Raw genomic sequence first — 23,300 nt, 5'->3', positions numbered from 1 at the left:
CCCCATGATGCCCCGCCCTATCAAGCCGGCGTGCCGCGATCCGGTTCGAACCCGCCGGTCCGGCGCAGGGCCTCGCCGGCGATCATCGCGGCCGCGACCGCGACGTTGAGCGAGCGCAGGCCCGGCCGGATCGGCACCACGACCAAGGCGTCGGCGGCCGCATGGACGGAATCGGGTACGCCGGCCGATTCGCGCCCGACCATGATGCAATCGTCCGGGCCGAACGCGAAATCCGTATGGGGCCGGGCGCCCGCCGTCGTGGCGAGGACGAGCCGCAGGCCGGCCTCGGCCCGCCACGCCTCGAAGGCCGAGAACGAGCGGTGCCGGGTGATCGCCACGTGGTCGAGGTAATCGAGGCCCGAGCGGCGCAGGTGCCGGTCCGAGACGTCGAAGCCCGCGGGCTCCACGATCTCGACCGCGAGCCCGAGGCAGGCGGCCATCCGCAGCATCGTGCCGGTGTTCTGGGGGATGTCGGGTTGGTAGAGGACGAGGCGCAGCATGGGGCCAGGCTTGTGATGGGCCGGCGCCGTGCCGTCAAAGCGCCGGGCGTCGGACCCACAGCCGGCAAAGGGGCGCGCAATCCGGGGCGCCCGACGAAAATCGGCGGAACTTACGCTGCGCCAAAGGCTTAAGGCGGCGCCACCTTCGTTTGCGAACCCTGTCCGAAAGTCCTGACCCGATGCGCACTCCGCTCCTTGCCTCGGCCCTTCTGCTGGCCGGTCTCGCAACCGCTGCGGCGCAGAATGCCAGCCCGACCCCGAATGCCGCCGCTCCGGCCGCGCCGGTGCCCGGTCAGCCGGCCACCATGGCCGACAACCTGCGTCCGACCTTCGTGGCCCAGTCCCCGGACGACATGGTCGCCAGCAAGCTGATCGGGGCCAACGTCACCAACGCGGCCAACGACACGATCGGGCAGATCGCCGACTTCGTCCTCGACCAGAAGGGCAGCGTGAAGTCCTGGGTCATCGGCGTCGGCGGCTTCCTGGGGATCGGCTCCAAGTACGTGGCCGTCGACCCGTCGGTGATGAAGCTCGACCGGACCGACGACAAGACGCTCCAGGCCCGCATCGACACGACCAAGGATCAGCTGAAGGCCGCGCCGGAATACATCTACCTCGGCAAGGAGCCGCCGAAGGGCGCGGCCGCCGCCCCGCCCGCCGGGGAGCCCGCCGCCAAGCCCTGACATCGGGTCCGAGGCGAGCCGGCGGCATAACGCTGGCTTGCTTTCGCGCGCCGTTCCGTGCTGTGCCAGCCGCTGCACGGAGGTCGGAGTCCGATGAAGATGCGCCGCGCCCTGATCCCGCTTCTGGCCTTCTGCCTGGGTCTCGTCGGCCTGACCGGGGCGGCGGTGTTCGCCTTCATGCCGGACCGGGCGCCTGTGGGCGTACCCGGGGTCGGCGGCCCGTTCACGCTGATCGACCAGAACGGGCGCACGGTCACCGAGCGCGACTTCTCCGGCGCGCCGCACCTCGTGTTCTTCGGCTTCACCCATTGCCCGGACGTGTGCCCGACGACGCTGCAGCAGGTCTCGGACGTGCTCGCCGCCCTCGGGCCGAAGGCCGAGCGGATGCGCGTCGCCTTCGTCACCGTCGATCCCGAGCGCGACGACCCGGCGAGCCTGAAGACCTACCTGTCGAGCTTCGATCCGCGCATCACCGGCCTCACCGGCAGCCCCGAGCAGATCGTGGCCACCGAGAAGGCGTACCGGGCCTATGCCCGCAAGGTGCCCGGCAAGGACGGGGACTACACGATGGAGCACACGGCGATCGTCTACGTGATGGACGCGCAGAACCGCTTCCTCGGCGCCCTCGACCTCTCCCGCCCGGCCGAGGAGACCGCGGCGCAGCTGTCCAAGAAGATCTGACGAGAAGATCTGACGAGACGATCCCAACGCGGTCGCGACGGCTCTAAAGCGTCATCCCGGCGTGGAAGCGGTCGGGGGAGAGCGGCAGCAGGAACTGCACGCCGAAGCCCCCCTCGAAGTAGCGAACCAGCCGCCCGGGCGTGCTGCCCACCGTGACGGCCGCCCCGAGGGGCAGCGTGGCCGTGCTGGAGATCGCCACGCCGGAAATCGAGATGTCGATCAGCCGGGCCTTGATCTCCCGGCCGCTCTCGACGCGCAGGGTCACCGCCGTGTGGGTCGGCACGAGACGCTCGTGGGAGCGCCCCTCGGGCAGGCCCAGGATCTCCCGGTTGGCAAGCCAGGTCAGCTGAGATGCGATCTTGTCCCGCTTGCGTGGCGTGGCGTTCAGCTGGACCGCGAAGCCGCCCTCGCTGTGGCGGGCGATGACGCCCTCGATCCGGCCGATATGCTCGAGGTAGAGCACCACGCGCTCGCCGACCTCGCCCACCACCGCGCAGGTCAGCCGGACGCCGCCCGGCGACATGTCCACGGTCTGGCAGGGATATTCGCGGCGGTCGGCCAGCATGTAGCGGCCCAGCACGGCGACCCGGACGCGCTGGTGGCGTCGCTGGTCGGCCGCGTCGCGCCCCCGGCTGGCCGCGCGGCTCACGTCCGTCCCGGCGGTGGCGTCGACCGCGATCATACCGAGATGGGCTCCACGCCGCGACAATCGTCATCGCAAGCTAGACCGGGACTGTTACGAAAGCCTTTTTTCCGATTCGACAATATCCGCCGTGCCGTAGATTTTTCTGTCCTGACCGAGCGTCAGGGCCGGTCTGGCCTGTACAGTTGCCAGTTCGTCCCGATCGGACGCGATCTTCGGTCGAAAAATCGATGTCTAATATTCCAAATGCAGTTCTCGGCGCGCGGTTTTACGCCCGTCCGCCGGCATGAACGAGGAGATGCCCCCGGCGCACCGGGCCGGGAAAGCCGGCAGGACCGCGCAAGGCCGGTCGCGCCGGCGGCGCGGCCTCCATCCTGCGGCCGGGGAGGATGCGCAGGGAGGTGGTCTCGGCTTGGACCAGCGGGCGCAGGCCGATCCAATGGGGCGTGCTCTCGACGCTGAGAGTGCCGAGCGCCCGGACCTGCATCCGGCCGCGATGGCGCAGCGGCAGGAGCAGGAGTTCGAGATCCACCGCCTCGCCGGCCGTGTTCAGGCCGCGCAGGCCCGCGACCACGCCCAGGGTATCGCTGGCGACGATCTCCACGATGCGCCAGGGGTCGGGCGCCTCCGCGCCCCACAGGCCCGCGAAGGTCTCGCCCTTCAACTCGCGGCCGTAGAGGGCGCAGACCCGCGTGCCGGCGAGCCGAATTGTGGCCGCCCGCGTCGCCATGTCGAGTTCCAGGATCAGGCTGTCGGCCAGCAGATGCCGGATCTCGCCCGGCTCGATCTCGGCGCGCTCGGGCGCGGCGCGCTCACCGCGCAGGCGCTCCCAATAGGCATGGAGCATGCGGCTCGTGGGATGTTTCATCGGAGTCCCGGATCGATACGCCTGGTGTCCGTCCCTGGATCAACTTGGCACATCCGCGCGGGACGAGCCGGTGATCCGGGGCGATCTCGGGCTCCGGGCGCATGCGCCGTGCCGCCCGGCGCGGGATTTTTTTGGGATTGAGACGGGCTCAGATTCAGCCTGCCGGCTTGAGGTTGATCACGGTCTGGATCTCGTCATAGGCGGTGCGCACGCCGCCGCCATCGGTTCGATCGAGCAAGCCGGCGTCCGCCAGGATATCCACCTCCTGACGGACCCGCTTGTAATCCCGGCCCAGCGCCTGCCCGAATTCGGCGACGGACGCCGCAGGGTGCTGGTAGACATGGCGCAGCAGTTCCAGGCGCTTGCCGCTCAGAACCTTGGCCAACCCGTCCCACGTCTCGAACGTGATGTGATGCTCGCCGGTGGAAGCGCCGGCCTCGGCACGGCGGATCGCTTCCAGAAAGCGGGCCTTCGTGGCGACGGGGTCGTATCCGACATGCAGGAAGACATCCGTCATCTTCGTCTCCTCATCGATCAGCAGTCGATAGAGATACGCCCTGTCCCACGGCTGGGAACTGACACGAACATTTCGGCATCCACCCTGTCATTCCGGGCTCGCCTGCGGCGCCCCGGAATGACAAGGCGTTTCATATGGCTGCCCTGGCCGCGCCGATCGAGAAAAGGCTTTTACGGGCTCCAAGATCGGTTTTGGGGCCGCGTTCATGAGTGCGGCGCCCGCAATTCCATATCCGCTCTCGACAGCGCCACTGCACCGGAACATCACCCGAAAAGGCTTCAATACGTCGCCGGGACTTGCCCGATCCCCCTGAGCCCCGACATGGTGCCAGGATGGATGCCTCCCCCGAATTCCCGCGCCAGAGCCGCGTGCCCGTGTTCAACATGCCGGGAGTGGTGACGCTCTCGATCGGATTGCTGATGGCGGTCCAGGCCCTGCGCGAGTTCGTGCTGCCGGACACGCTCGACATCCGGGTCGTGCTCGACCTCGCCCTGGTGCCCGCGCGCTGGACGGTGTGGTTCGATCCCGGGAAGGCCGCCGACGTGATCCAGGCGGCCGCCGGCCTCGGCGACCCCGACATGGAGGCCGCCCGCGAGGCGTTCGCCCGCTACATCACCTCCGAGCACGCGCTGCTGCCCTGGACGCTGGCGACCTACGCGCTGCTGCACGGCTCCTGGATGCACGTGATCTTCAACAGCGTCTGGCTGGCCGCCTTCGGGTCGCCGGTGGCCCGGCGGTGCGGCGCCGGGCGCTACTTTCTGATCGCGCTGGCCGGAACCGTGGCCGGCGGCCTGCTGCATGTGATGATCGACCCCCTGAGCGCGGGACCGCTGGTCGGCGCCTCGGCGGGGATCTCGGCCCTGATGGCGGCGGCCGCCCGCTTCGTGTTCCAGCCGCCCGCCTCCGGGTATGCCGGCCCGCCCTGGCAATTGCCGCCGCACCGGCCGGCCGAGACGATTCCCGAACTCCTGCGCAACCGGACCGCGGTGGCCTTCCTGGCGATCTGGCTCGTCACCAACCTGCTGTTCGGGCTCGTCAGCGTGCCGCTCGTGGGCGAGAACGCCGCCATCGCGTGGGATGCGCATCTCGGCGGCTTCATCGCGGGCTTCCTGCTGTTCCCGCTGCTCGATCGACGCGAGGCGGCCCGGCCCTGAGACGAAGTCCCGGCATCTTGCCAACGCGGCGGATCGGTCACACACTCGCCATAATGTGAACGAGCCGGGGCCAACCCGGACGACAGCGTAACGGAGGCGCCGCGGCTGACGGCGCACGCACCGCGTCACAGGGAGAGAGCCATGACCGTCGCACGCATCCTCGCCGAGAAGGGCAGCTCCGTCGTCACCGTGAGCCCCGACAAGACCCTCGAGGACGTGATCCAGATCCTCGCCGACAAGCGGATCGGCGCGCTGGTGGTCGCCCATGCCGACGGGGCGGTGGCCGGGATCATCTCGGAGCGGGACATCATGCGGGCGCTCGCCCGCCACGGCGGCGCGACCTTCGATGCGCCGGTCTCGGACCACATGACCGCCGACGTCACCACCTGCGGCCGAAGCACCACCCTCGAGGAGGTGATGGGCCTGATGACGCAAGGGCGGTTCCGCCACGTCCCCGTCTGCGAGGACGGCCGCCTCGTCGGCCTGATCTCGATCGGCGACGTGGTGGCGCGCCGCATCGCCACGGTCGAGGCCGAGCACCAGGCCCTGCGCGACTACATCACCATGGCGTGAGATCGCGCGCCGGCCGGACGCGGAGTCCGGCCGGCGTCGCCTATGCCTTCGCGGGGTCGAGGGTGACGTGCCAGAGGTCGGCGTCGGCCGCGTCCTTGAGGGTCACGGTCATCTGCTCGGTGTCGCCGTCCACCGCGACGTGGCCGAAGAACTGGTAGCCGGCGGCCGGTGACAGGTTCACCTGGCCCTTGTCGGGCGCCTTCACGTAGCGCAGCTGCGGGCCGAACGTGTTGTCCAGTGCGTTGGGGCCGAACGTGCCGGCGTGGAGCGGGCCCGAAACGAACTCCCAGAACGGATCGAAATCCTGGAACTGCGCCTTGTTGGGGTCGTAGTAGTGGGCGGCCGTGTAGTGCACGTCCGCGGTCAGCCAGACGGTGTTGCGGATCTTGGCCTGCTTGATGAAGCGCAGCAGGTCGGCGATCTCCAGCTCGCGCCCGAGCGGCGGCCCGTCGCCCTGCGCCACCGCCTCCGAGCCGAAATTGCGGTCGACATCGTAGGTCACCACGAGGCCGAGCGGCATGTCGGCGGCGATCACCTTCCAGGTCGCGCGGGACTCCGTGAGAGCGCGCTTCAGCCACGCGATCTGCTGCGGCCCGAGGAAGTGCGCGTCCGGGCCGTATTCCGTCTGCCGGTTCTCGCCGTTCGGGCCCCGGTAGGAGCGCATGTCGAGCATGAACACGTCCACCAGCGGGCCGTAGGCGATCTTGCGGTAGACCCGGCCGGGCTCGGCCGGCTCGAAGCGCATCGGCATGTATTCGTGGAAGGCGCGCGCCGCGCGCAGCTGCATCGCGAGCACGTTCGGGTCGGTGTACTTCTTCTTGAGGTGCTCGGCCCGGGTGAGCGGCTCGCCCGGCCACCAGTTGTTGGTGACCTCGTGGTCGTCCCACTGCGCCAGGATCGGCACGGCGGCGTTCATCGCGAGCACGTTCCGGTCGGTGAGGTTGTACTTGTGGCGGCCGCGGAACTCGGCGAGCGTCTCGGCGGGCTTCGAGACCTCCTCGGTGACGCGGTTGCGCCAGAGGCTGCCGTCCGGGAGCTTCACCTCGGCCTGGATCGGCCCGTCGGCATAGATCGTGTCGCCGGAATGGATGAAGAAGTCCGGGCGGTTCTTGAGGATCGCGGAGTAGATCGTCATGCCGCCGCGGGCCTCGTCGATGCCCCAGCCCTGGCCTACCGTGTCGCCCGACCAGCAGAACGAGACCGAGCGCTTGTCCGCCGGCGCGGTGCGGAACCGCCCGACCTGCGCGGGTCCGACGATGGTCGGCGCGGCGACATCCTGCAGCCGGACCCGGTAGAACACGTCCTGCCCCGGCGGCAGCCCGGTCAGCGCCACCTTCACGGTGCCGTCGCTCTCGGGCAGCGCGTCCGCGAAGACCCCGCCGCGGATCTCGGAGAAGCTCTCGGTGGTGGCCCACTCGATCATCGCCCGGGCCGGACGGTCGGAGCGGGCCCAGACCACCGCCGAATCGGTGCCGACATCGCCGGACTGGAGGCCGTGGCTGAGGAGCGGCCGGTCGGCGGCCCGATGCCGGCCGAGGCCGTTGAGGCGCTGGGCGTGATCACGCCGGTCCCGAGCAGCCTCGGCGCGGATCCGGGCCGGATCGCCATCGGCCGGATGCTGTTCGCCGACACCCGGCTATCGCGCGGAGGCGACCGGGCCTGCATCACCTGCCATGACATCCGCAGCAACGGCGCCAGCGCGGTTCCGCGAAATCTCACCGCCGATGGCACGCCCGCACCGCGCAACACGCCTACAGCCTTCAATGCGGCGTTGAGCTTCCGCCTCGGCTGGGCGGGCGACATCCCGACCCTGCAGGACCAAGCCGAACTCGCCCTGACCCGGCCGGAATTCCTGGGCGGATCCTGGCCGGATATCCTGGCGGTGATCCGCGACGATCCGGCGCTCGCCGGTCCGTTTCGCGCCGCCTACGGCCGGGAGGCTGATCGGGAGGCGGTGATCGACGCGATCAACAGCTTCGAGCGCAGCCTGCTCACCCCCGACAGCCGCTTCGACCGGTGGCTGCGCGGCGATACCCACGCCATCACCGAAGCGGAGCGGGCGGGCTTCGCCCTGTTCCGGGGAATCGGCTGCGCCGCCTGCCACCAAGGCGTCAATGTCGGCGGCAACCTGTTCGAGAAGGTCGGGATTTTCGTCACGATCCCCAACAAGGCCGCCGAGGTGCTGCGGGTACCCAGCCTGCGCAACGTCGCGGTCACGGCCCCCTACTTCGACGATGGCGGCGTCGCCACGCTGCCCGAGGCGGTGCGGCTCATGGCCCGGGTCCAGCTCGGTCGGGAACTGACGGCCTCGCAGACGGGCGCGATCGTAGCGTTCCTCGGAACCCTGACCGGCTCCTACGCGGGACGACCCCTCATGGCTCCAGACGCGCCCGGCGCCGCGCCGAAGCCGTGAGGCTGACCGCGCAGGCCGCCATCCTCGGCGCGTTGCTGGCCGCGCTTCTCACGTGGCTGATGATCAACGGCAAGGGCGAGATGGACGCCGCCTACGTGCGGACCCAGCGAACGGTCGACGCCATCGCCCTCGCGGAATCCCGGATGCAGCACGACGTGCTCCGGGCCCGGACCGGGCTCCTGCGCAACTACGATCCGATCGTAGCTCACCTCCGGGACATGCGGGCGGCGCTGACCGGGATGCGCGCCACGAACGGGCTTGACGATGGTGAAATGCGCGCCCTGGCCGAGGCGATCGCCCGGGAGGCGCAGATGGTCGAGCGCTTCAAGACCGGCAACGCCCTCGTGCAGAACTCGATCGCCTATTTCGACTCCCTCAGCGACCGAATGTCGGAGCCGGATATCGATCCCCGTCTCGCCCGCGCGGTCGCCGCGCTGCAGATCCGGGTCTCGGAGCTTGCCCGGGACTCGAGCCCCGAGCGCCTCGACGCCATCCGTGCCCGGCTCGACGCCCTGGCCGCGGCCCCCTGGGCGGCGGACAGGGGTGCGGACATCGACGCCATCGTCCTGCACGGCCGTCAACTCCTGGATCTGCTGCCGCAGGTCGACACCGTCACCCGTTCACTTCCGGCAGCGTCGAGCGAGGCGGCGCGGCAAGCCCTTCTGGAGGCCCGCCGCACTCTCAAGGACCGGCGGCAGGCGCGCGCGGACGGCTTCCGCCTCGCCCTTTACGCAGCGGCTCTGGCGCTGCTCGCGCTGGTGGTTCGGGTCGGCTTCCTGATGCGGGCCGGCACCGTGATCCTGCGCCGGACGATCGTTTTCCAAGCCGTCGTGGCGCAGGCCACAAACCTCTTCCTCGCCAGCCAGCCCGACGAGATCGAAGCGCACATCGTCGATGCCATGGCCATCGTGGGAGAGGGAGCTGGGACGGACCATTGCTACGTCCTCATGCTGGACGGCACGGATGCGGTGCACCTCTGGAATCGGCCCGGGCATCGGGCCCCATGCGGATGGCCGGATGCGCAACGGGCCCTCATGCCCGATATCACGGCCGCCCCGGAAGACTACATCTTCATCGAAACGGCGGCCGGGCATGGCCCTCCGGCCCTGCTTCTGGCCCTCGCGCAGCGTGGGGTCACCACATTCACGTGCGCGCGCATGCGCCGGCGGGGCAAAATCGTCGGCGTGCTGTGCTTCGAGCGCACGAGCAGCACCCTGCCACCCTGGATGCGGCATTCGCGAGGCCTGCTGCAGGTCGTCGCCGACAGCTTCGGGGCCGCACTGGAGCGGCAGCACGTCTGGGCGGAGCGCCGCGAGATCGAGACGACCCTTCGGCGCGCGCAACGGCTCGAAGCGATCGGGATCTTCGCCAGTGGCGTGGCGCACAACATCAACAACGTGCTCAACGTGATGCTCGGCCATGCCGAGATCGCCGCGGACGCCCTGCCGGCCGATCCGCGACGGGCCGGCACGCAGATCGACCTTCTGGTCCAGGCGGGTGGCCGCGCGCACGAGATCGCGGCGCAGATCCTCGATTACGGGCGACGGGGCGGCGCCACCCAGATCACGAGCGCGGTCGATGCGATCGTGTCCGAAACGGTGGCGCAGATCCGAACCTCGACCGCCGACCCGACCACGCTTCGCCTGACGGGGGCTGCCGAAGGCGCGATCGTCGATGGCGAGCCGGCACAGCTGCAGCAGGTGGTCCACAACCTCATCCGTAATGCCATGCAGGCCTCCGAACCGGGCGCGCCGGTTGACGTACGGCTCGAGCGCGTCCGGCTACCCGAGCGGCGAACCGTCTCCCATGGTGAGCTGCCATCCGGCGAGTACGCCCGGATCCGGGTGTCCGACACCGGCCGCGGGATGGATGAGGGCACGCTCGCACGCATCTTCGAGCCCTTCTTCACCACCCGTCCGGCCGGGACCGGGCTCGGGCTCGCCACCGCCTTCGAGTTCGTCCAGGAGCAGGACGGGGCCTTCGACGTGCGCAGCGCGGTGGGTGAGGGCAGCACGTTCGAGGTGTGGTTGCCGGTGATCCCGCAGGCCGAGACAGGTGCCTCGGTCGCCGGCGCCACCGTCATGGTTGTCGGAGGCGCGCGCGCGGCCGTGCAGGAAGACGAGGAGACCCTTGCGGCCCTGGGCTACGAGCCCATCGGCTACACCGACACGGAAGCGGCGCTGGCGGCCCTGCGCGCGGAGCCCGAGCGCTTCGACCTGCTGATCGTCGAAAACCGACCGTCGGGTCCGTTGGGTCTCGCTTTTGCCCGCCGCGCCGCCGCGATCGTGAACCGTCCGATCGTACTCTCGCTATCGGCCGCAGACACGGTGAGGCCTGAGGTCCTCTCAGCCGTCCCCATCGTGGATGTCGCACGCCGACCCTGGCGTTCGACTGCACTCTCGCTCACGCTGCGACGACATTTGGGATCCGAGATGCGGAGCGCGCCGTCCCTGCGCGAGGCCGCGAGAACCAAGCGGCTTCAGAAGAGCCATTGATCGCAGGCCCGGATGTGCGGTTGCCTCGGCTTGGTGGCACCACACCATTTCGATCAGCGGCAACCGTCCATGCTCGCAGGCCGACACGCGGATCTCCCGCTTCACGGGCTTCGAGGGCTTATGAAACCGGGACTGCCACACCTCGGCGCTCGGATATTGCGCACCCGGCGTCTACGAGCAGGAGACCCGGCCGAGCCCGTCATCCGAACTCCGGTTCAGCCAAGCCACCGAAACGTCTGCCCAAACGTGGCAATCTCAACTTCCACGGAGTGACGGGCATGATCCATACACGCCAGGTCGGCGAGCACACCCCGTCCGATGGGATGCCAGTCAAGCCGATCTCGCGTCAGAGCGCTCGATGTCGTCATGTCGAGGCCGACGAACGCTCCCAACCATCCGGAATGACCGGCCGTCTCGTTCGGCGACACTGTGGCCACCGAAACCTTCCACGATCTCGCGCTCGTAGATGCCGTCCTCGGAGACGGCGTGATATCGGGCGCCTGCCGTCTGCTTCTCCAATGCAGCCCGATACGGGGACGTAACGTCGCGGACAGGGCCTGCCGCCCAGCGCTTTGTTCCGTGTCCGACATAAGCCAGCAGACCTTTCGCGCGGGCAAGGTCGACCAGACAGGTGATCAGACCCTGCGTGAATGATGGGGATCTGCTTCCTGGCAACAAGCTTCGGACGGCCGTCGCATCAGTTGTCTTGAGTCGAGCTGGTTTCCTGGCGGTTGTCGAGCTTGCGTAACTCGGTTGCGATGTCCTGGAGGCTGGCGTCGCCCTTGCGCAGGACGCGGTCGGCCTTTGACAATCGGTCGCGCTCCTCGGCCGTGACGTCCCGGGCGCTGAGGACCACCACCGGCACGTCGGCGCAACCCGGCAGCCTTCTGAGACGGTCGAGGAACGAGAACCCGTCCATCACCGGCATGGTGAGGTCGAGGAGGATGAGGCGCGGCACGCCGAGCCCGACCTGATCCAGCGCCTCCCGGCCGTCGCCGGCCTCGCGGACGCTCCAGCCGTTGCGTTCGAGGGCGGTGCGGAGGCGGTGCCGCATGTCCGCGTCGTCGTCGACCACCAGGACGTCGCCGTCCGCGGCCCGGAACTGGTCCAGGATCGTCCGGAGGCGTGCCCAGTCCACCGGCTTCGGCACGGCTTCTACGGCCCCGAGCGAGGCGCTGAGCGTCGCGTCGGCGACAAAGCTCACCATGACCACCGGGATGCCGGCAGTCTCGGGGTCCGACTTGAGGGCCGCGAGCACCGACCAACCGTCCATCTCGGGCATCATCACGTCGAGGAGGATGGCGCGGGGCTTGAGCGACCGGGCGAGATCGAGGCCGGTGCGCCCGTCCCCCGCCGTGCGCACGGAGAAGCGCTGGCGTTCGAGGAACCGGGTCATGAGTTCGCGCTGGGACGCCTCGTCGTCGATGACGAGCACCAAGTCGTCCATACGTTCGCCGTTCTCCGGCACCGCGTCGGGCCCGTCATCGACCGTCCGCTCCGGTGCCGCCGCCGGCACGCGCAGGGTGAAGCTCGTTCCCTCGCCTGACGCGCTCGTCACGGTGATGTCGCCGCCGAGCAGTTGGGCGAAGGCGCGGCTGAGCGCCAGCCCGAGGCCGGTCCCGCCGTAGTTGCGCGTAGTGCTCTCGTCGGCCTGGGTGAACCGCTCGAACAGGCGGCCGACCTGCTCGGGATTCATGCCGATGCCGGTATCCCGCACCGTGAACTGGAGCCAGTCGCCGCGCGGTCCCGCCTCCCGTGCAGCTTCCAGGGTGATGATGCCGCCCTCGGTGAACTTGGCGGCGTTCGAGAGCAGGTTGAACAGGCACTGGCGAAGCTTCACCGCGTCCGTTCGGGCCTGGCCCGCACCGTCGGCCACGTCGAGAACGAGGACGTTTCCCTTCTTCTTCACCAGGGCTTCGACCGTGGCGGCCGCATCCGCGACGAACGCGGCGACGTCGATGTCCTCGGGATAGAGTTCCATCTTCTCGGCCTCGACCTTCGACAGGTCGAGCACGTCGTTGATCAGCCCAAGGAGGTGCTGGGCGTTCGACTTGATCTTGCCGAGATCCTTCAGGAGGCTCTCCTGCCCGAGTTCCTCCGCCTCCTCCTCCAGCATCTCGGAATAGCCGATCACGGCCGAGAGCGGCGTGCGAAGTTCATGGCTCATGTTGGCCAGGAACCGGCTCTTCGCCCGGCTGTGCTCCTCGGCGGCGTCCCGGGCCTCTTTGAGGGCGACCTCGAACGCGTGGCGCTCGGTGATATCCTCGTGGACGCCCACCCACTCCCGAATCGTGCCGTCTGCATCGCGCACCGGCACCGCGCGCGCCACGTAGCGGCGCCATCCCGCTTCGGCAGTGCGCACGCGATGCTCGACCGTGTAGGGGGCTTGGTCACGCAGCGCCTGGGTCCAGGTCGCGACCGTCGCGGCGACGTCCTCGGGATGGATCGCCTCGGCCCACCCCGTGCCCATGTAGCTCTCCGGCGCCTGCCCGGTGATGGCGGCCCATCCCGCCTGCTCCTCGACGAAGCGCCCCGTGGCGTCGGTGGTCCACATCACGCCGTTCACGGCCCGGACCGCGGAGCGGAAGCGCGCCTCGCTGACGTGCAGGCGGCGCTGCACCCCGCGCTGGTCGAGCGAAGAGGCGATCATCGCCAGGAACAGGATGAGGAAGGTGACGCCTGCCACCGCCAAAGCGAGGTCGCGCTGGCCCGCCGACAGGGAGGCCACGTGGGGCGCGTGAGCACCGGCCTCCTGCGCGGTGAAGGTCGCCGCGGCCATCCCGGTGTAGTGCATCCCGGCGACGGCCAGCCCCATGACGCAGGCGGCGGCGAGCTTCTGCCAGGTCCGGTTGCGGCGGAAGGTGAGCCACAGGGCGGCGGTCGCGGCCACGACCGCGATGGTGACCGACACCGCCACCACGGCCGGGTCGTAGGCGAGGTTGCCGGGGACCCGCATCGCCGCCATGCCGGTGTAATGCATCGCCGCGACGCCAAGGCCCATGAGCGGGCCCGCGACCAGGAGCGAACCCGCGCCGGTTCCCTTGCGTGCGACCCAGGCGAAGGCCCCGGCGGTGACGCCCACCGCGATCAAGAGAGACAATAGGGTCAGTCCAAGATCGTAGGCGGCAACCATCCCCATCTCGAAGGCCAGCATGCCGACGAAATGCATCGACCAGATGCCGCCGCCCATCGCTACCGCGGCGCCGGCGCCCCAGGCCCAGCGGGGTCCAGCGTCGGGGCGCCGGACCCGCGCGCCGAGATCGAGGGCTGCGTACGAGGCGAAAACCGCGATAACGATGGAGAGCGCGACGAGGAGAGGATTGTATCCGGTGTGGACCATAAGACTTCCGGTGCGTGGGGGGCGGTCGTAACACCGAACGGCAGCGGTCTTCGGACGATCGCCGAATCGTGAAGGTTCGCTTCCGGGTAGAGCGCTCGCTGCCAACGTGGAAACCGGTTCGGCGGCGAGCGAGCCCGTTACATCAAGCAGTTAGAGGCGTCCCCGGCCGCAACGTGATCTGGAACGGCTCGCGCGCCAGAGGCTCGACAGCGCGCGATCGCGTCTGTGGGCCTTGCCGGCGCCGCCCCGGCCTATGTGACCACCGAGCGCAGCAGCGCGGGCAATTCATCGAGGCCGACTTCGCCCTTGCGCAGGACGCGGTCGGCCTGCCCTGCCAGTCGCCGGCGGTCCTCGCCGTCGACATCCTTGGCGGTCAGCACGACGACCGGGATCGAGCCCCATTCCGGCTTCGCCCGCAGGGTGCTCAGGAACGTAAAGCCGTCCATCTCGGGCATCATGAGGTCGAGCAGGACGAGGCAGGGCCGCTCGGCTGCGACGGCGGCGAGCCCGACCTTGCCATTCTGGGCGGCGACGATCCGCCAACCTTCCCGGGCCAGTCTCGCCGACATCCGCTCGCGCGTGTCGTCATCGTCATCGATGACCAGCAGAGGACCTTCGTGGTCCTGGGGACGGAAGCGGTCCATCACACCATGGAGTTCGTCCCAGTCCACCGGTTTCTGCAGGTAGTCCGTGGCGCCGAGCGAGAACGCCAGGTTCCGCTCGCCCAGGACCGTCACCATGATGACCGGCGTGTTCCCGAGTTCGGCATCGCCACGGAGCGCACGGAGGACCGACCATCCATCCATCTGCGGCATGGTCACGTCGAGAAGAATGACCCGGGGCCTCAGGCTGCGGGCCATCTCCAAGCCCTCCCTGCCGTTGATGGCGGCCGCAACCTGGAACCCGTCGCGCTTCAGGAAGCGCATCAGGAGATCGCGCGTTGCAGGATCGTCGTCCACGACGAGGACGAGGCCCTGCCCGGATGCGTCTTCCGACAGGGGCGGGCCGGCATCCTCGTCCCCCTGCGGCGCGTCGTTCGTTCCGGCGATGCGCGCCGGCACCGACACCGTGAAGGTCGTCCCACGCCCCGTCTCGCTGGCCACCGCGATGGCGCCGCCGAGCATGGATGCGAACGCCCGTGTGATGGAGAGGCCGAGCCCCGTGCCGCCGAACTTCCGCGTGGTCGAGGCGTCGGCCTGCGTGAACCGCTCGAACAGCCGTGCCTGCTGATCCGGGCTCATGCCGATTCCGGTGTCGCTCACCCGGAAGGTCAGCCAATCGACGCCGTCGCGTTCGCCCCGTTCCGCCGACAGGGTGATCCGTCCGCCTTCCGTGAACTTGGCTGCGTTGCTCAGGAGGTTGATCAGGCATTGGCGCAGCTTGGTCACGTCGGTGCGCGCGTCGCCGAGGTCGGCGGCGAGGTCCAAGGATAAGGCGTTCTCCTTGGCGGACACGAGAGATTCCACCGTCGTCGCGACGTCGCGCACCATGGCATCGACGGCAAAGTCCTCGACGAAGGTCTCCATGCGCTCGGCCTCGATCTTCGAGAGGTCGAGCACGTCGTTGATGAGCCCGAGGAGGTGGCGGGCGTTCGCTTCGATCTTCCGCATGTCGGGCAGCAGGTCGTCGTGGCCGCCGTCCTCCATCTCCTCCTGCAACATTTCGGAGTAGCCGATCACCGCCGAAAGCGGGGTCCGAAGCTCGTGGCTCATGTTGGCGAGGAACTCGCTCTTGGCCCGGTTGGCGTCCTCCGCGGCTTGCTTGGCGGCAGCCAGATGCAGCTCGTCCCGCTTGCGTCCGTCTATGTCGGTCACCACCATGACGGCGCCGATGCGGCGACCGTCGATGTCGCGCATCGGCACGGCCGAGAATCCGACCCAGGCGCGGGTCTCGTCGCCGCGCCGGTAATCGACTTCGAGTTCCGCGCGCGGCTCCCCGCCCCGCGCCACCCGGTCCAGCGGCCATTCATTAGGTTCGACCCGGCGGCCGTCAGCGTGGAACCCGACCCAGCGCTTCGGCTGCTCGCCGGTCGGATCGGCCGCCACCGCGTGCCCGAGAATGACTCCGGCGCGGGCATTGTGATCGACGACGCGTCCGGACGGAGCCTCCGCGATGAGGACGCCGACGGGGAGCGTCTCCATCACCGTCCGCAGGGTGGCCTCGCCCGCCCGCAGGCCCCGGCGCGCCTCGGCCTCGCCGGCTTCCGCCAACCCGGCCGGGATGGTGCCGGCGAACAGCGAGGCGACGTGCAGGTCGAGGCCGGTGAAGGCATCGGGGTGGCTGGACTGGAGCTTGAGGACGCCGACGGCCTCGCCCCCGCGGAGGATCGGGACGCAGACCGCCGAGCGGGCGCCGAGGGCTTCGACGAGGTCGCGCCTGACACGGGGATCGACGAGCAGGTCCGGGCAGAGCACCGGTTTGGCATTCATCAGGCAGTGACCCGAGAGGCTTCCTGCGATCGGGACGCGCAGCCCCACGTGGGAGTCGAGCGCACCGCGTGCCGAACGGTAGACCAGTTCGTCGCCCTCGAGGAGTTCGATCACCGCACCTTCGGCCTGGGAGACTGCGGCCATGACGCCAGCCACGAGGGTATCGAGAATGACGTCTCGGTCCCCCGCCGCCTGGGTCACGGCGGCCTGGGCGGCGATCAGCGCGTTTTGCTGATCGATCAGCGCGGCTTGGCCGGAGAGAAGGCTCTCGCGCTCAGCGACCGAGCGGCGCAACTCCATCTGGGACATGACCTGCCCGGCGAGCGCGCGCAGGGCCGCCGACTGTCGGTCCGTGAGACCGCCCGGTCGGGGAGCCAAGTCGATCACGCAGAGGCTGCCGAGACGCTGTCCATCAGCGGCCTCCAACGGCGCCCCAGCGTAGAAGCGGAGTTTCGGTTCGCCGGTGACGAGCGGATTGTCCCGCGTGCGGGGGTCCAGCGACAGGTCCGGGATGACCAGAAGGTCCGGTTCGCCCAGAACATAGGCGCAGATCGACTTGTCGAGGGACGTTTCGCACGAGGCGAACCCCGACTTTGCCTTGAACCACTGGCGGTCGCCCGCCACGAGGCTGACCAGCGCAACGGGGGCAGAGCAGATCAGCCGGGCCAGCTCGACGATATCGTCGAACCCTTTCTCGGGCGGCGTGTCGAGGATGTCGTATCCGCGAAGCGCTTCCAGCCGGCGGGCGTCGCCGACATGAGGCGGAAGCGTGCGGGAGTCGGTCATGGGCAGCTCGCTGTCGGGAACGGATGCGCTCGCCGACGCAAGGCCGCGAAGGGACGGGATGCGGACTTCGGGTGCCCCCGACAACACGGAGACCGCGCAGTGGTTGCGGGTCCGCCCCGGCCACGTCTCCGAGCACCGCTTCCCGGAACGAGGATCGAGGCACCGGGTCAGTTCCGCACACGGCGGTTCAGGATCGCGTCCCGGCATTTGCGATGGGACCAAACCGCCAAGCCGGAGTTGTCGTCGGAATACGTCTCCCAAGGTACCCAGGAGCTCCCGTTGCGGGCGCCGGATGCCGCTCTCCAGATGGGGCCCGATGGCCGAGTCCGCTACGACGCACGTCCCCCGACCTCGCGACATCCTGTCGACGGGGATCGGCGGCCTCGACGAGATCCTCGACGGCGGGTTGACGCGCGGCCGCCTCTACTTGCTGGAAGGGACGCCCGGGACCGGTAAAACCACCGTCGGCCTTCAGTTCCTTCTCGACGGCGTGGCCCGGGGAGAAAAGGGTCTCTACGTCACCCTGTCGGAAAGCGCCGACGAGCTTTCGTTCGCTGCGGGGACGCACGGGTGGTCTCTGGACGGCATTGAGGTCTACGAACTCGTCAACGAACTCGGCCTCGACCCCGACAGCGAGCAATCCGTCCTGCATCCGTCCGAGGTCGAGCTCGGAGAAACCGTGCGCGAGGTGATCGAACGCGTCGACAGCCTCAAACCGCAGCGAGTGGTCTTCGACAGCCTGTCCGAGCTTCGCCTGCTCGCCCAGAACCCCCTCCGGTACCGCCGCCAGATCCTGGCCCTGAAACAGATGTTCGCGTCCAGGAAATGCACGGTTCTCCTGCTCGATGATGGGACCGCCGACGTCCAACTCCACAGCATCGCCCACGGGGTGATCTTGCTGGAGCAGATCCGGCGCGGTTTCGGCGCCGCGCGCAGGCGTCTCAACGTCCTGAAGATGCGCGGCGTCAAGTTCCACGGCGGGATGCACGATTTCGTCCTCGACACCGGTGGCGTCGAAGTCTTCCCCAGCCTCGTTGCGAACGACCATGCCGCGAAATTCGATATGACCCCGGCATCGACCGGCTCCCATGAACTCGACCTTCTCCTGGGCGGAGGTCTAGCGCCCTCGACCAATACCCTACTGCTAGGTCCCTCTGGGGTCGGGAAGACCACCACGGCGGTCCGCTGCATGCTCGAGGCCTTGGATCGCGGGGAGAAGGCGACCTACTTCCTGTTCGACGAGGGTCGGCAGACCATGCTCACGCGCGCCAGGGCGCTGGGAATGGACCTCGACGCTCATCTTTCCAGCGGTCGGCTGGTCATCGACGAGATCGAGCCGGCTGAGTTCTCGCCCGGCGAATTCGCCTGCAGAGTGCGCGCTACCGTGGAGAGGCGGGGCGCCAGCTTCGTCGTGTTCGACAGCCTGAACGCGTACATCCACGCCATGCCCGGCGAGGAACACCTCGTCCTGCAGATGCACGAACTCCTGAACTATCTGAACCAGAAGGGCGCTACGACCCTGCTGGTTCTCGGTCAGCACGGCGTGATCGGCGATGTTCGATCGGACATCGACCTCAGCTACCTCAGCGACGGCATCCTCCTGTTCCGGTACTTCGAGTCCAGTGGCGCGGTCCGGACCGCCCTCTCGGTGGTGAAAAGCCGCGTCAACGCGCACGAGCGAACCATTCGGGAACTCAAGCTCTCCCCCATCGGCCTTCAGGTTGGCGCTGCCCTCACCGATTTCCAAGGCATCCTGTCCGGACTGCCCACCTACGACGGCAAGGTGGCGCTGATCCCCGGCGGCGGCGGCGAGCCGGCGGAAGCGCCGTGATGCCGGCCTTTGATCCTCACGGGGAACGCGTCCTGATCCTCGCTCCGCGCGGACGCGACGCGATCGTCATGGCGCAATTGCTGGCCAAGTCCGACGTCCTCAGCACCGTTTGTGGCGATGGCGCCGAATGGCTCGACGGACTCCGGACGCCCGTCGCGACGTCGATCGTGACGGAGGAGGCGCTTCTCGAGGTCGATCCCACCGCGCTGAACGCATGGGTCTCGTCCCAGCCGCCGTGGTCGGACTTCCCCTTCATCATGCTGGCGACGCGGCAGGCCGGACGACGTACCGCCTCGGCCGCCGCCATGATCGAACGTCTCGGCAACGTCGTCCTGCTGGAACGCCCGATCAACGCTGAAACGCTCCTCAGCGCGGTCTCGTCGGCCCTGCGGGTCCGTCGCCGCCAGTACCAGGCTCGGCAGCACATCCGGGAACGCGAGGACGCCCAGCAGCGGCTGCGCATCGCGAACGAGACTTTGGAGCGGCGCGTCGCGGAGCGTACGCGTGAAGTGGAGGCTGCGCGCGAGACCCTGGCCTTCGCGCTGGACTCCGCCGGCATGGGGTCGTGGGACCTCGATCTCGTCAACGATACGGCACGCCGCTCGCGCCGGCACGATGCGATCTTCGGCTACGACGTGCCGATCACGTCTTGGGGCATGGCCGAATTCCGGAACCACACCGTGCCGGAGGATCGGCTCATGGTGGAGGCCGCCTTCGCCCTGGCGGTCGAGACTGGGACGTTGGACCTGGAATACCGGATGTCTCGGACCGATGGCGCGATCCGCTGGATCGCGGCCAAGGGGCAGGTGGAGTATGGGGACGACGGAAGCCCAATCCGTATGGCCGGCATCGTCGTCGACAGGACCGACCAGCGAAACACCGAGGAAGCCCTGCGCCAGGCCCAGAAGATGGAAGCCATCGGGCAGCTGACCGGGGGCGTGGCGCACGATTTCAACAACCTGCTCACGGTCATCGTGGGCGGCCTCGACATGATGATCCGCAAGCCCGAGAATACGGAACGCGTCGTCCGCCTGGCGGAAGCCGCGATGAACGCGGCGCGGCGCGGCGAGCAACTCACTCAGCAACTCCTGGCGTTTTCGCGCAGGCAGATGCTGCGGCCACAGACCATCAACCCGAACCGCCTCCTCACCGAGTTCAAACCGCTCGCCGAGCGGGCAGTCGGCGGCGCACTGGAGCTTCGACTCGATCTCGATGTCCTCATCGACCCGATCCGGATCGATCCGGCGCAGTTCGAGGCGGCGGTCCTGAACCTCGTCGTCAACGCTCGCGACGCGATGGAGGGGGGCGGCTCGCGAATCGTCGTGCGGAGCCGGAACCTGCACCTCGATACCGCGGCGGTGGCCGGCAAGGGCGTACCGCCGGGAGCCTACGTCGAGGTGGCTGTGATCGACCAGGGAAGCGGCATCGCCCCCGAGACGATGGCACGGGTGTTCGAACCGTTCTTCACGACGAAGGAGGTCGGGAAAGGAACGGGCCTCGGCCTATCCCAGGTTTACGGCTTCACCCGCAGCGCAGGCGGGTTCATCGGCATCGATACGGAGATGGGTGCCGGCACCACGTTCCGCCTCCTGTTCCCGCGTTCGGCCGAACCAGCCGGAGACGAGGTTGGCACCGGCAGCAGCACACTCCCGCTTCGTCGGGCCAGCGAAGGCGACACCGTGCTTCTGGTCGAGGATGACGAGCAGGTGCTGGGCATGGCCGTCGAAAGTCTTGAGGAACTCCACTACCGCGTGGTGGTGGCTCGCAACGCCGCGGAGGCCGTCGTTCACCTCCAGGGCGTCGAGCGGATCGACATCCTGTTCTCAGACGTGATGATGCCCGGCGGCATGAACGGCTCTCAGCTTGCCGTCGAGGCGCAGCGCCTCCGGCCCGGCCTGAAGGTCCTCTTGACCTCGGGTTACGTGGCCAACCTTGATGAGGGGCAGGTGATCGGGCGCGGCGACCTTCCCGTCCTGAACAAACCGTACCGGCGGGATGAACTTGCCCACTCGCTCCGCCTCGTTCTCGGAGGAAGGCGTTGCTGAAAGCAACGGCGAACTGATATTTGTGCGATTTGTTTTCATTGATGAAAAATATTTATTTGATTTGAAATTTGTCTTCGCCGATCAAGTCCGCACGCGAAAAGCAGGGCAGCTTCTGCTGCCGATCGCGGGATCGGACGGACGGCCTGAGCCTGCCATCGAAACGGAAGCCATTGAGGCCGGTATCGTGGGACCCTCTGCAGGATCGGCGCGTTGGGCGAGATGATCGCTCAGCCCCCCGCTTCACCCGACCGTGCCCGCCTCGCTCTGACTGAGGCGGCCCTTGCGACCGCAGACGGTCTCTGGCGCGCCGAGATGCGTCGAAACTACGGTCCGGAGGGCGTCTTGATGTACGCCTATGCCCCGGAGGGCCAGGGCGGGCTCGGGACCCCGCTTCGGCGATCCTATGAAGCGCGTCGCGTTGCCGTCGCGCTGTGGCGGCATGAGCGCCACCGAGCGCAGCAATCGGCTTGACCGAGCGGTCCGGTCACCAAAGCGCTGAGTCAGTAGACATTCGAGGGCATGTGATGGCGGAAACCGACGATTCCCAAGGTGTGAGCGTCGTGCCGCCCACGGTGCAGATCCGAAACGTCAACGCTCCCGATCCGACGACTGGGCGCGAGGGCGCAAGCGTAGACGTGGTCGAGGACGCCGAAAGCCAACCGGACGACCCTGATCACGCCGCCAAGGACGGCTTGGCCTAGCTGCCTGAATGACGGTTCGGCATCTCGCCGGCCGCGATCAACGCACCGGCGATCGCCACCATCCGCCGACCTTGATGGCGGGCCGCATCGAGGTCTTCCATCCGGGGCGGCCGGTTCTTCGAACCTACGATGGCCGACGCTCCATAGGGTGATCCTGCCTCCAGCATCACTTCGTCGGTGTAACCGGTCGGGAGGATCACCATGCCCAGATGCGCCATCGGGGCATACAGCGACAGCGTGACGACTTCCGATCCACCGTGCGGCCAGGATGCGGCTGCGAAAGCACCGCCGACCTTGCCGGCTAACGATCCGCGTTTCCATTGCGGACCGAGTAGATCGAGGTAATTCTTCAATTCGGTCGCCATCGCTCCGAAATAGCAGGGTGTGCCGAACAGGATGGCGTCCGCCCACTCGGCATCCTCGTGCGTGGGAGCCTCGTACAGGACGTTCTGCCGGATGGCGCTCGCGGTCCACCCGTCAACCTTCGCCATGGAAGCCGCATCGGCGACTTCGCGCGCGCGGCGCACACGCACCTCCGCGCCGGCCTCTCGCGCAGCGTCCGCTGCAGCACCTGCGAGCGCTTCCACGCTGCCGCTGCGTGAGTAGTAGACGATCAACAATCGGGTCGAATCGGTCACAGCACGCTCCTACGGACGGGTGCCATGGGCTGGCGGTTGCAGGTTCGACGAAAGGCCGTCAGGCCGCGGAGGCATTCCTGAGCCTGCTGACGCGACGACGACTTGGCCGGTGGTTCGATGCGAAGTCGCCATCTGGCCCGCCGTCAGCACGGTTAGCGCTGCCAGCATCAGACCGGTGGCGCCAATGATTACGCAGAACATCGGCATGCTGGGACCACCGTGCTGTCCGTTTTGACTGGAATGCCGCTCTGCCACCTGGAAACCTCGCTGATCCACAATTGCGGATCCGAGGTGGCAACAGATGTTCTACCCGATAGGTCCGCCCCTGTGGCGCCATGGCTCCCTGGCCGGTCCCAGCAGACGTGACTGTTACAGGGCCCCGGCGGAGCCTTCCGGCGGCTTGGCATGCAACATGACGGCAAATGGCCCTTCGGATTGCTGGTCAGCGCCCGGCAAGGCTCGGAGCGTAAAAATCTTCGATCGATCCGGCCCGGTTATTTGTCTGAATCGCATTGCATTGTCTGCTTTTCCAAAACCATTCCGTTGCATGGGCAATATTTAATGCATCGCCCGCCCAAGTTTTAGGTTGTTCCGACGGCTTGCGCAAGCACATCGGTGATTGGACAGGGAGGAAATCAATCATGACAATGATGAGCACACTGATCGTCGCCGCAGCTCTCACGGCCCTACCGCTGGCGGCGGCCCATGCGATGCCGATCGCGGCCGACCTCGGCGGCCCTGCTCCGGTTACCCGTGTCGCGGGTGGTTGCGGACCAGGTGCGTGGCGTGGTCCGTGGGGGCATTGCCGGAACACCCCGTACTCCGGTCCTCTCCCGGGCGGTTGGTATCAGGTCCGCGCGGGGAACGGGTGCCCTCCGGGCTACTGGCGCGGCCCGTGGGGACATTGCCGCAATACGCCCTTCCATGGCCGGTTGCCTGGAGGCGGCTACCGGTAGGAGATCGCAGCACCGGTCCGCGGCGCGAAGGTCGGCTGGCTAGGGCG

The 23,300-nt window shown here is 68.3% G+C and carries 19 protein-coding genes; 10 read left to right on the top strand and 9 right to left on the bottom strand.

Annotation, left to right across the window (positions count from 1 at the left end; genetic code table 11):
- Positions 1 to 20 precede the first annotated feature (20 nt).
- Positions 21 to 500, bottom strand: coding sequence for a tRNA (cytidine(34)-2'-O)-methyltransferase (locus FV228_RS00910; RefSeq protein ID WP_147852860.1), 480 nt, complete (start codon positions 498 to 500; stop codon positions 21 to 23).
- 179 nt (positions 501 to 679) lie between these two features.
- Here FV228_RS00910 and FV228_RS00905 point away from each other — a divergent pair, with 179 nt between their 5' ends.
- The gene (locus FV228_RS00905; RefSeq protein WP_147852859.1) at positions 680 to 1,183 is read left to right on the top strand and encodes a PRC-barrel domain-containing protein; all 504 of its coding nucleotides are present in this window, start codon (positions 680 to 682) and stop codon (positions 1,181 to 1,183) included.
- A 99-nt stretch (positions 1,184 to 1,282) separates the two neighbouring features.
- A complete protein-coding gene (locus tag FV228_RS00900; RefSeq protein WP_147852867.1) occupies positions 1,283 to 1,864 on the top strand; it encodes an SCO family protein in 582 nt (193 codons plus the stop codon).
- 43 nt (positions 1,865 to 1,907) lie between these two features.
- Here the strand turns inward: FV228_RS00900 and FV228_RS00895 are convergent, their stop codons facing one another.
- The 3 genes from FV228_RS00895 to FV228_RS00885 form a co-directional block, all read right to left on the bottom strand.
- Entirely contained in the window at positions 1,908 to 2,546 is a 639-nt protein-coding gene (locus FV228_RS00895) for a PilZ domain-containing protein (RefSeq protein ID WP_147852858.1), read from the bottom strand.
- A gap of 229 nt (positions 2,547 to 2,775) precedes the next feature.
- Positions 2,776 to 3,375 (bottom strand): PAS domain-containing protein, encoded by a 600-nt coding sequence (locus FV228_RS00890; protein ID WP_147852857.1) that lies wholly within the window; start codon positions 3,373 to 3,375, stop codon positions 2,776 to 2,778.
- 154 nt (positions 3,376 to 3,529) lie between these two features.
- On the bottom strand, positions 3,530 to 3,892 hold the full coding sequence (locus tag FV228_RS00885; protein ID WP_147852856.1) for a hypothetical protein: 363 nt from the start codon (positions 3,890 to 3,892) through the stop codon (positions 3,530 to 3,532).
- 332 nt (positions 3,893 to 4,224) lie between these two features.
- Between FV228_RS00885 and FV228_RS00880 the strand changes: the two genes are divergently transcribed.
- The gene (locus FV228_RS00880) at positions 4,225 to 5,046 is read left to right on the top strand and encodes a rhomboid family intramembrane serine protease (RefSeq protein ID WP_147852855.1); all 822 of its coding nucleotides are present in this window, start codon (positions 4,225 to 4,227) and stop codon (positions 5,044 to 5,046) included.
- Positions 5,047 to 5,187: 141 nt separating this feature from the next.
- On the top strand, positions 5,188 to 5,619 hold the full coding sequence (locus FV228_RS00875; protein WP_147852854.1) for a CBS domain-containing protein: 432 nt from the start codon (positions 5,188 to 5,190) through the stop codon (positions 5,617 to 5,619).
- Positions 5,620 to 5,659: 40 nt separating this feature from the next.
- Here the strand turns inward: FV228_RS00875 and FV228_RS00870 are convergent, their stop codons facing one another.
- Positions 5,660 to 7,210, bottom strand: coding sequence for an alkaline phosphatase D family protein (locus tag FV228_RS00870; RefSeq protein ID WP_147852853.1), 1,551 nt, complete (start codon positions 7,208 to 7,210; stop codon positions 5,660 to 5,662).
- Between FV228_RS00870 and FV228_RS00865 the strand changes: the two genes are divergently transcribed.
- Positions 7,115 to 8,032, top strand: a complete 918-nt coding sequence (locus FV228_RS00865) for a cytochrome c peroxidase (protein ID WP_147852852.1) — start codon at positions 7,115 to 7,117, stop codon at positions 8,030 to 8,032. The two genes, FV228_RS00870 and FV228_RS00865, sit on opposite strands and share 96 nt — an antisense overlap.
- Positions 8,029 to 10,527: a two-component system VirA-like sensor kinase gene (locus FV228_RS00860; RefSeq protein WP_147852851.1), complete on the top strand. Its 2,499-nt coding sequence runs from the start codon at positions 8,029 to 8,031 to the stop codon at positions 10,525 to 10,527. Before FV228_RS00865 ends, FV228_RS00860 begins: the two co-directional genes overlap by 4 nt.
- A gap of 697 nt (positions 10,528 to 11,224) precedes the next feature.
- Here FV228_RS00860 and FV228_RS00855 read toward each other — a convergent pair.
- The gene (locus tag FV228_RS00855; RefSeq protein ID WP_147852850.1) at positions 11,225 to 13,867 is read right to left on the bottom strand and encodes an MHYT domain-containing protein; all 2,643 of its coding nucleotides are present in this window, start codon (positions 13,865 to 13,867) and stop codon (positions 11,225 to 11,227) included.
- Between the two features lie 251 nt (positions 13,868 to 14,118).
- Positions 14,119 to 17,082: a response regulator gene (locus FV228_RS00850; RefSeq protein ID WP_187277582.1), complete on the bottom strand. Its 2,964-nt coding sequence runs from the start codon at positions 17,080 to 17,082 to the stop codon at positions 14,119 to 14,121.
- A 316-nt stretch (positions 17,083 to 17,398) separates the two neighbouring features.
- Here FV228_RS00850 and FV228_RS00845 point away from each other — a divergent pair, with 316 nt between their 5' ends.
- The 4 genes from FV228_RS00845 (at position 17,399) to FV228_RS32820 (ending at position 21,659) form a co-directional block, all read left to right on the top strand.
- On the top strand, positions 17,399 to 18,913 hold the full coding sequence (locus tag FV228_RS00845; protein ID WP_147852848.1) for an ATPase domain-containing protein: 1,515 nt from the start codon (positions 17,399 to 17,401) through the stop codon (positions 18,911 to 18,913).
- On the top strand, positions 18,913 to 20,958 hold the full coding sequence (locus FV228_RS00840) for an ATP-binding protein (protein WP_147852847.1): 2,046 nt from the start codon (positions 18,913 to 18,915) through the stop codon (positions 20,956 to 20,958). The genes FV228_RS00845 and FV228_RS00840 overlap by 1 nt, the downstream gene beginning before the upstream one ends.
- Positions 20,915 to 21,181, top strand: coding sequence for a hypothetical protein (locus tag FV228_RS00835; RefSeq protein ID WP_187277581.1), 267 nt, complete (start codon positions 20,915 to 20,917; stop codon positions 21,179 to 21,181). The genes FV228_RS00840 and FV228_RS00835 overlap by 44 nt, the downstream gene beginning before the upstream one ends.
- 301 nt (positions 21,182 to 21,482) lie before the next feature.
- Complete coding sequence (locus FV228_RS32820) at positions 21,483 to 21,659, top strand: hypothetical protein (RefSeq protein WP_187277580.1); 177 nt, start codon at positions 21,483 to 21,485, stop codon at positions 21,657 to 21,659.
- Here FV228_RS32820 and wrbA read toward each other — a convergent pair.
- Together wrbA and FV228_RS00820 are read right to left on the bottom strand one after the other, a co-directional pair.
- The gene (gene wrbA, locus FV228_RS00825) at positions 21,656 to 22,297 is read right to left on the bottom strand and encodes an NAD(P)H:quinone oxidoreductase (RefSeq protein WP_147852845.1); all 642 of its coding nucleotides are present in this window, start codon (positions 22,295 to 22,297) and stop codon (positions 21,656 to 21,658) included. The genes FV228_RS32820 and wrbA overlap by 4 nt on opposite strands.
- 442 nt (positions 22,298 to 22,739) lie before the next feature.
- Entirely contained in the window at positions 22,740 to 22,955 is a 216-nt protein-coding gene (locus FV228_RS00820) for a hypothetical protein (protein WP_187277579.1), read from the bottom strand.
- Positions 22,956 to 23,300 lie beyond the last annotated feature (345 nt).

It is taken from the genome of Methylobacterium sp. WL18, assembly GCF_008040015.1.
GTDB lineage: Bacteria > Pseudomonadota > Alphaproteobacteria > Rhizobiales > Beijerinckiaceae > Methylobacterium > Methylobacterium mesophilicum.
Note: the sequence above shows the minus strand (reverse complement) of the source record. Positions and strands in the feature narration are given on the sequence as shown.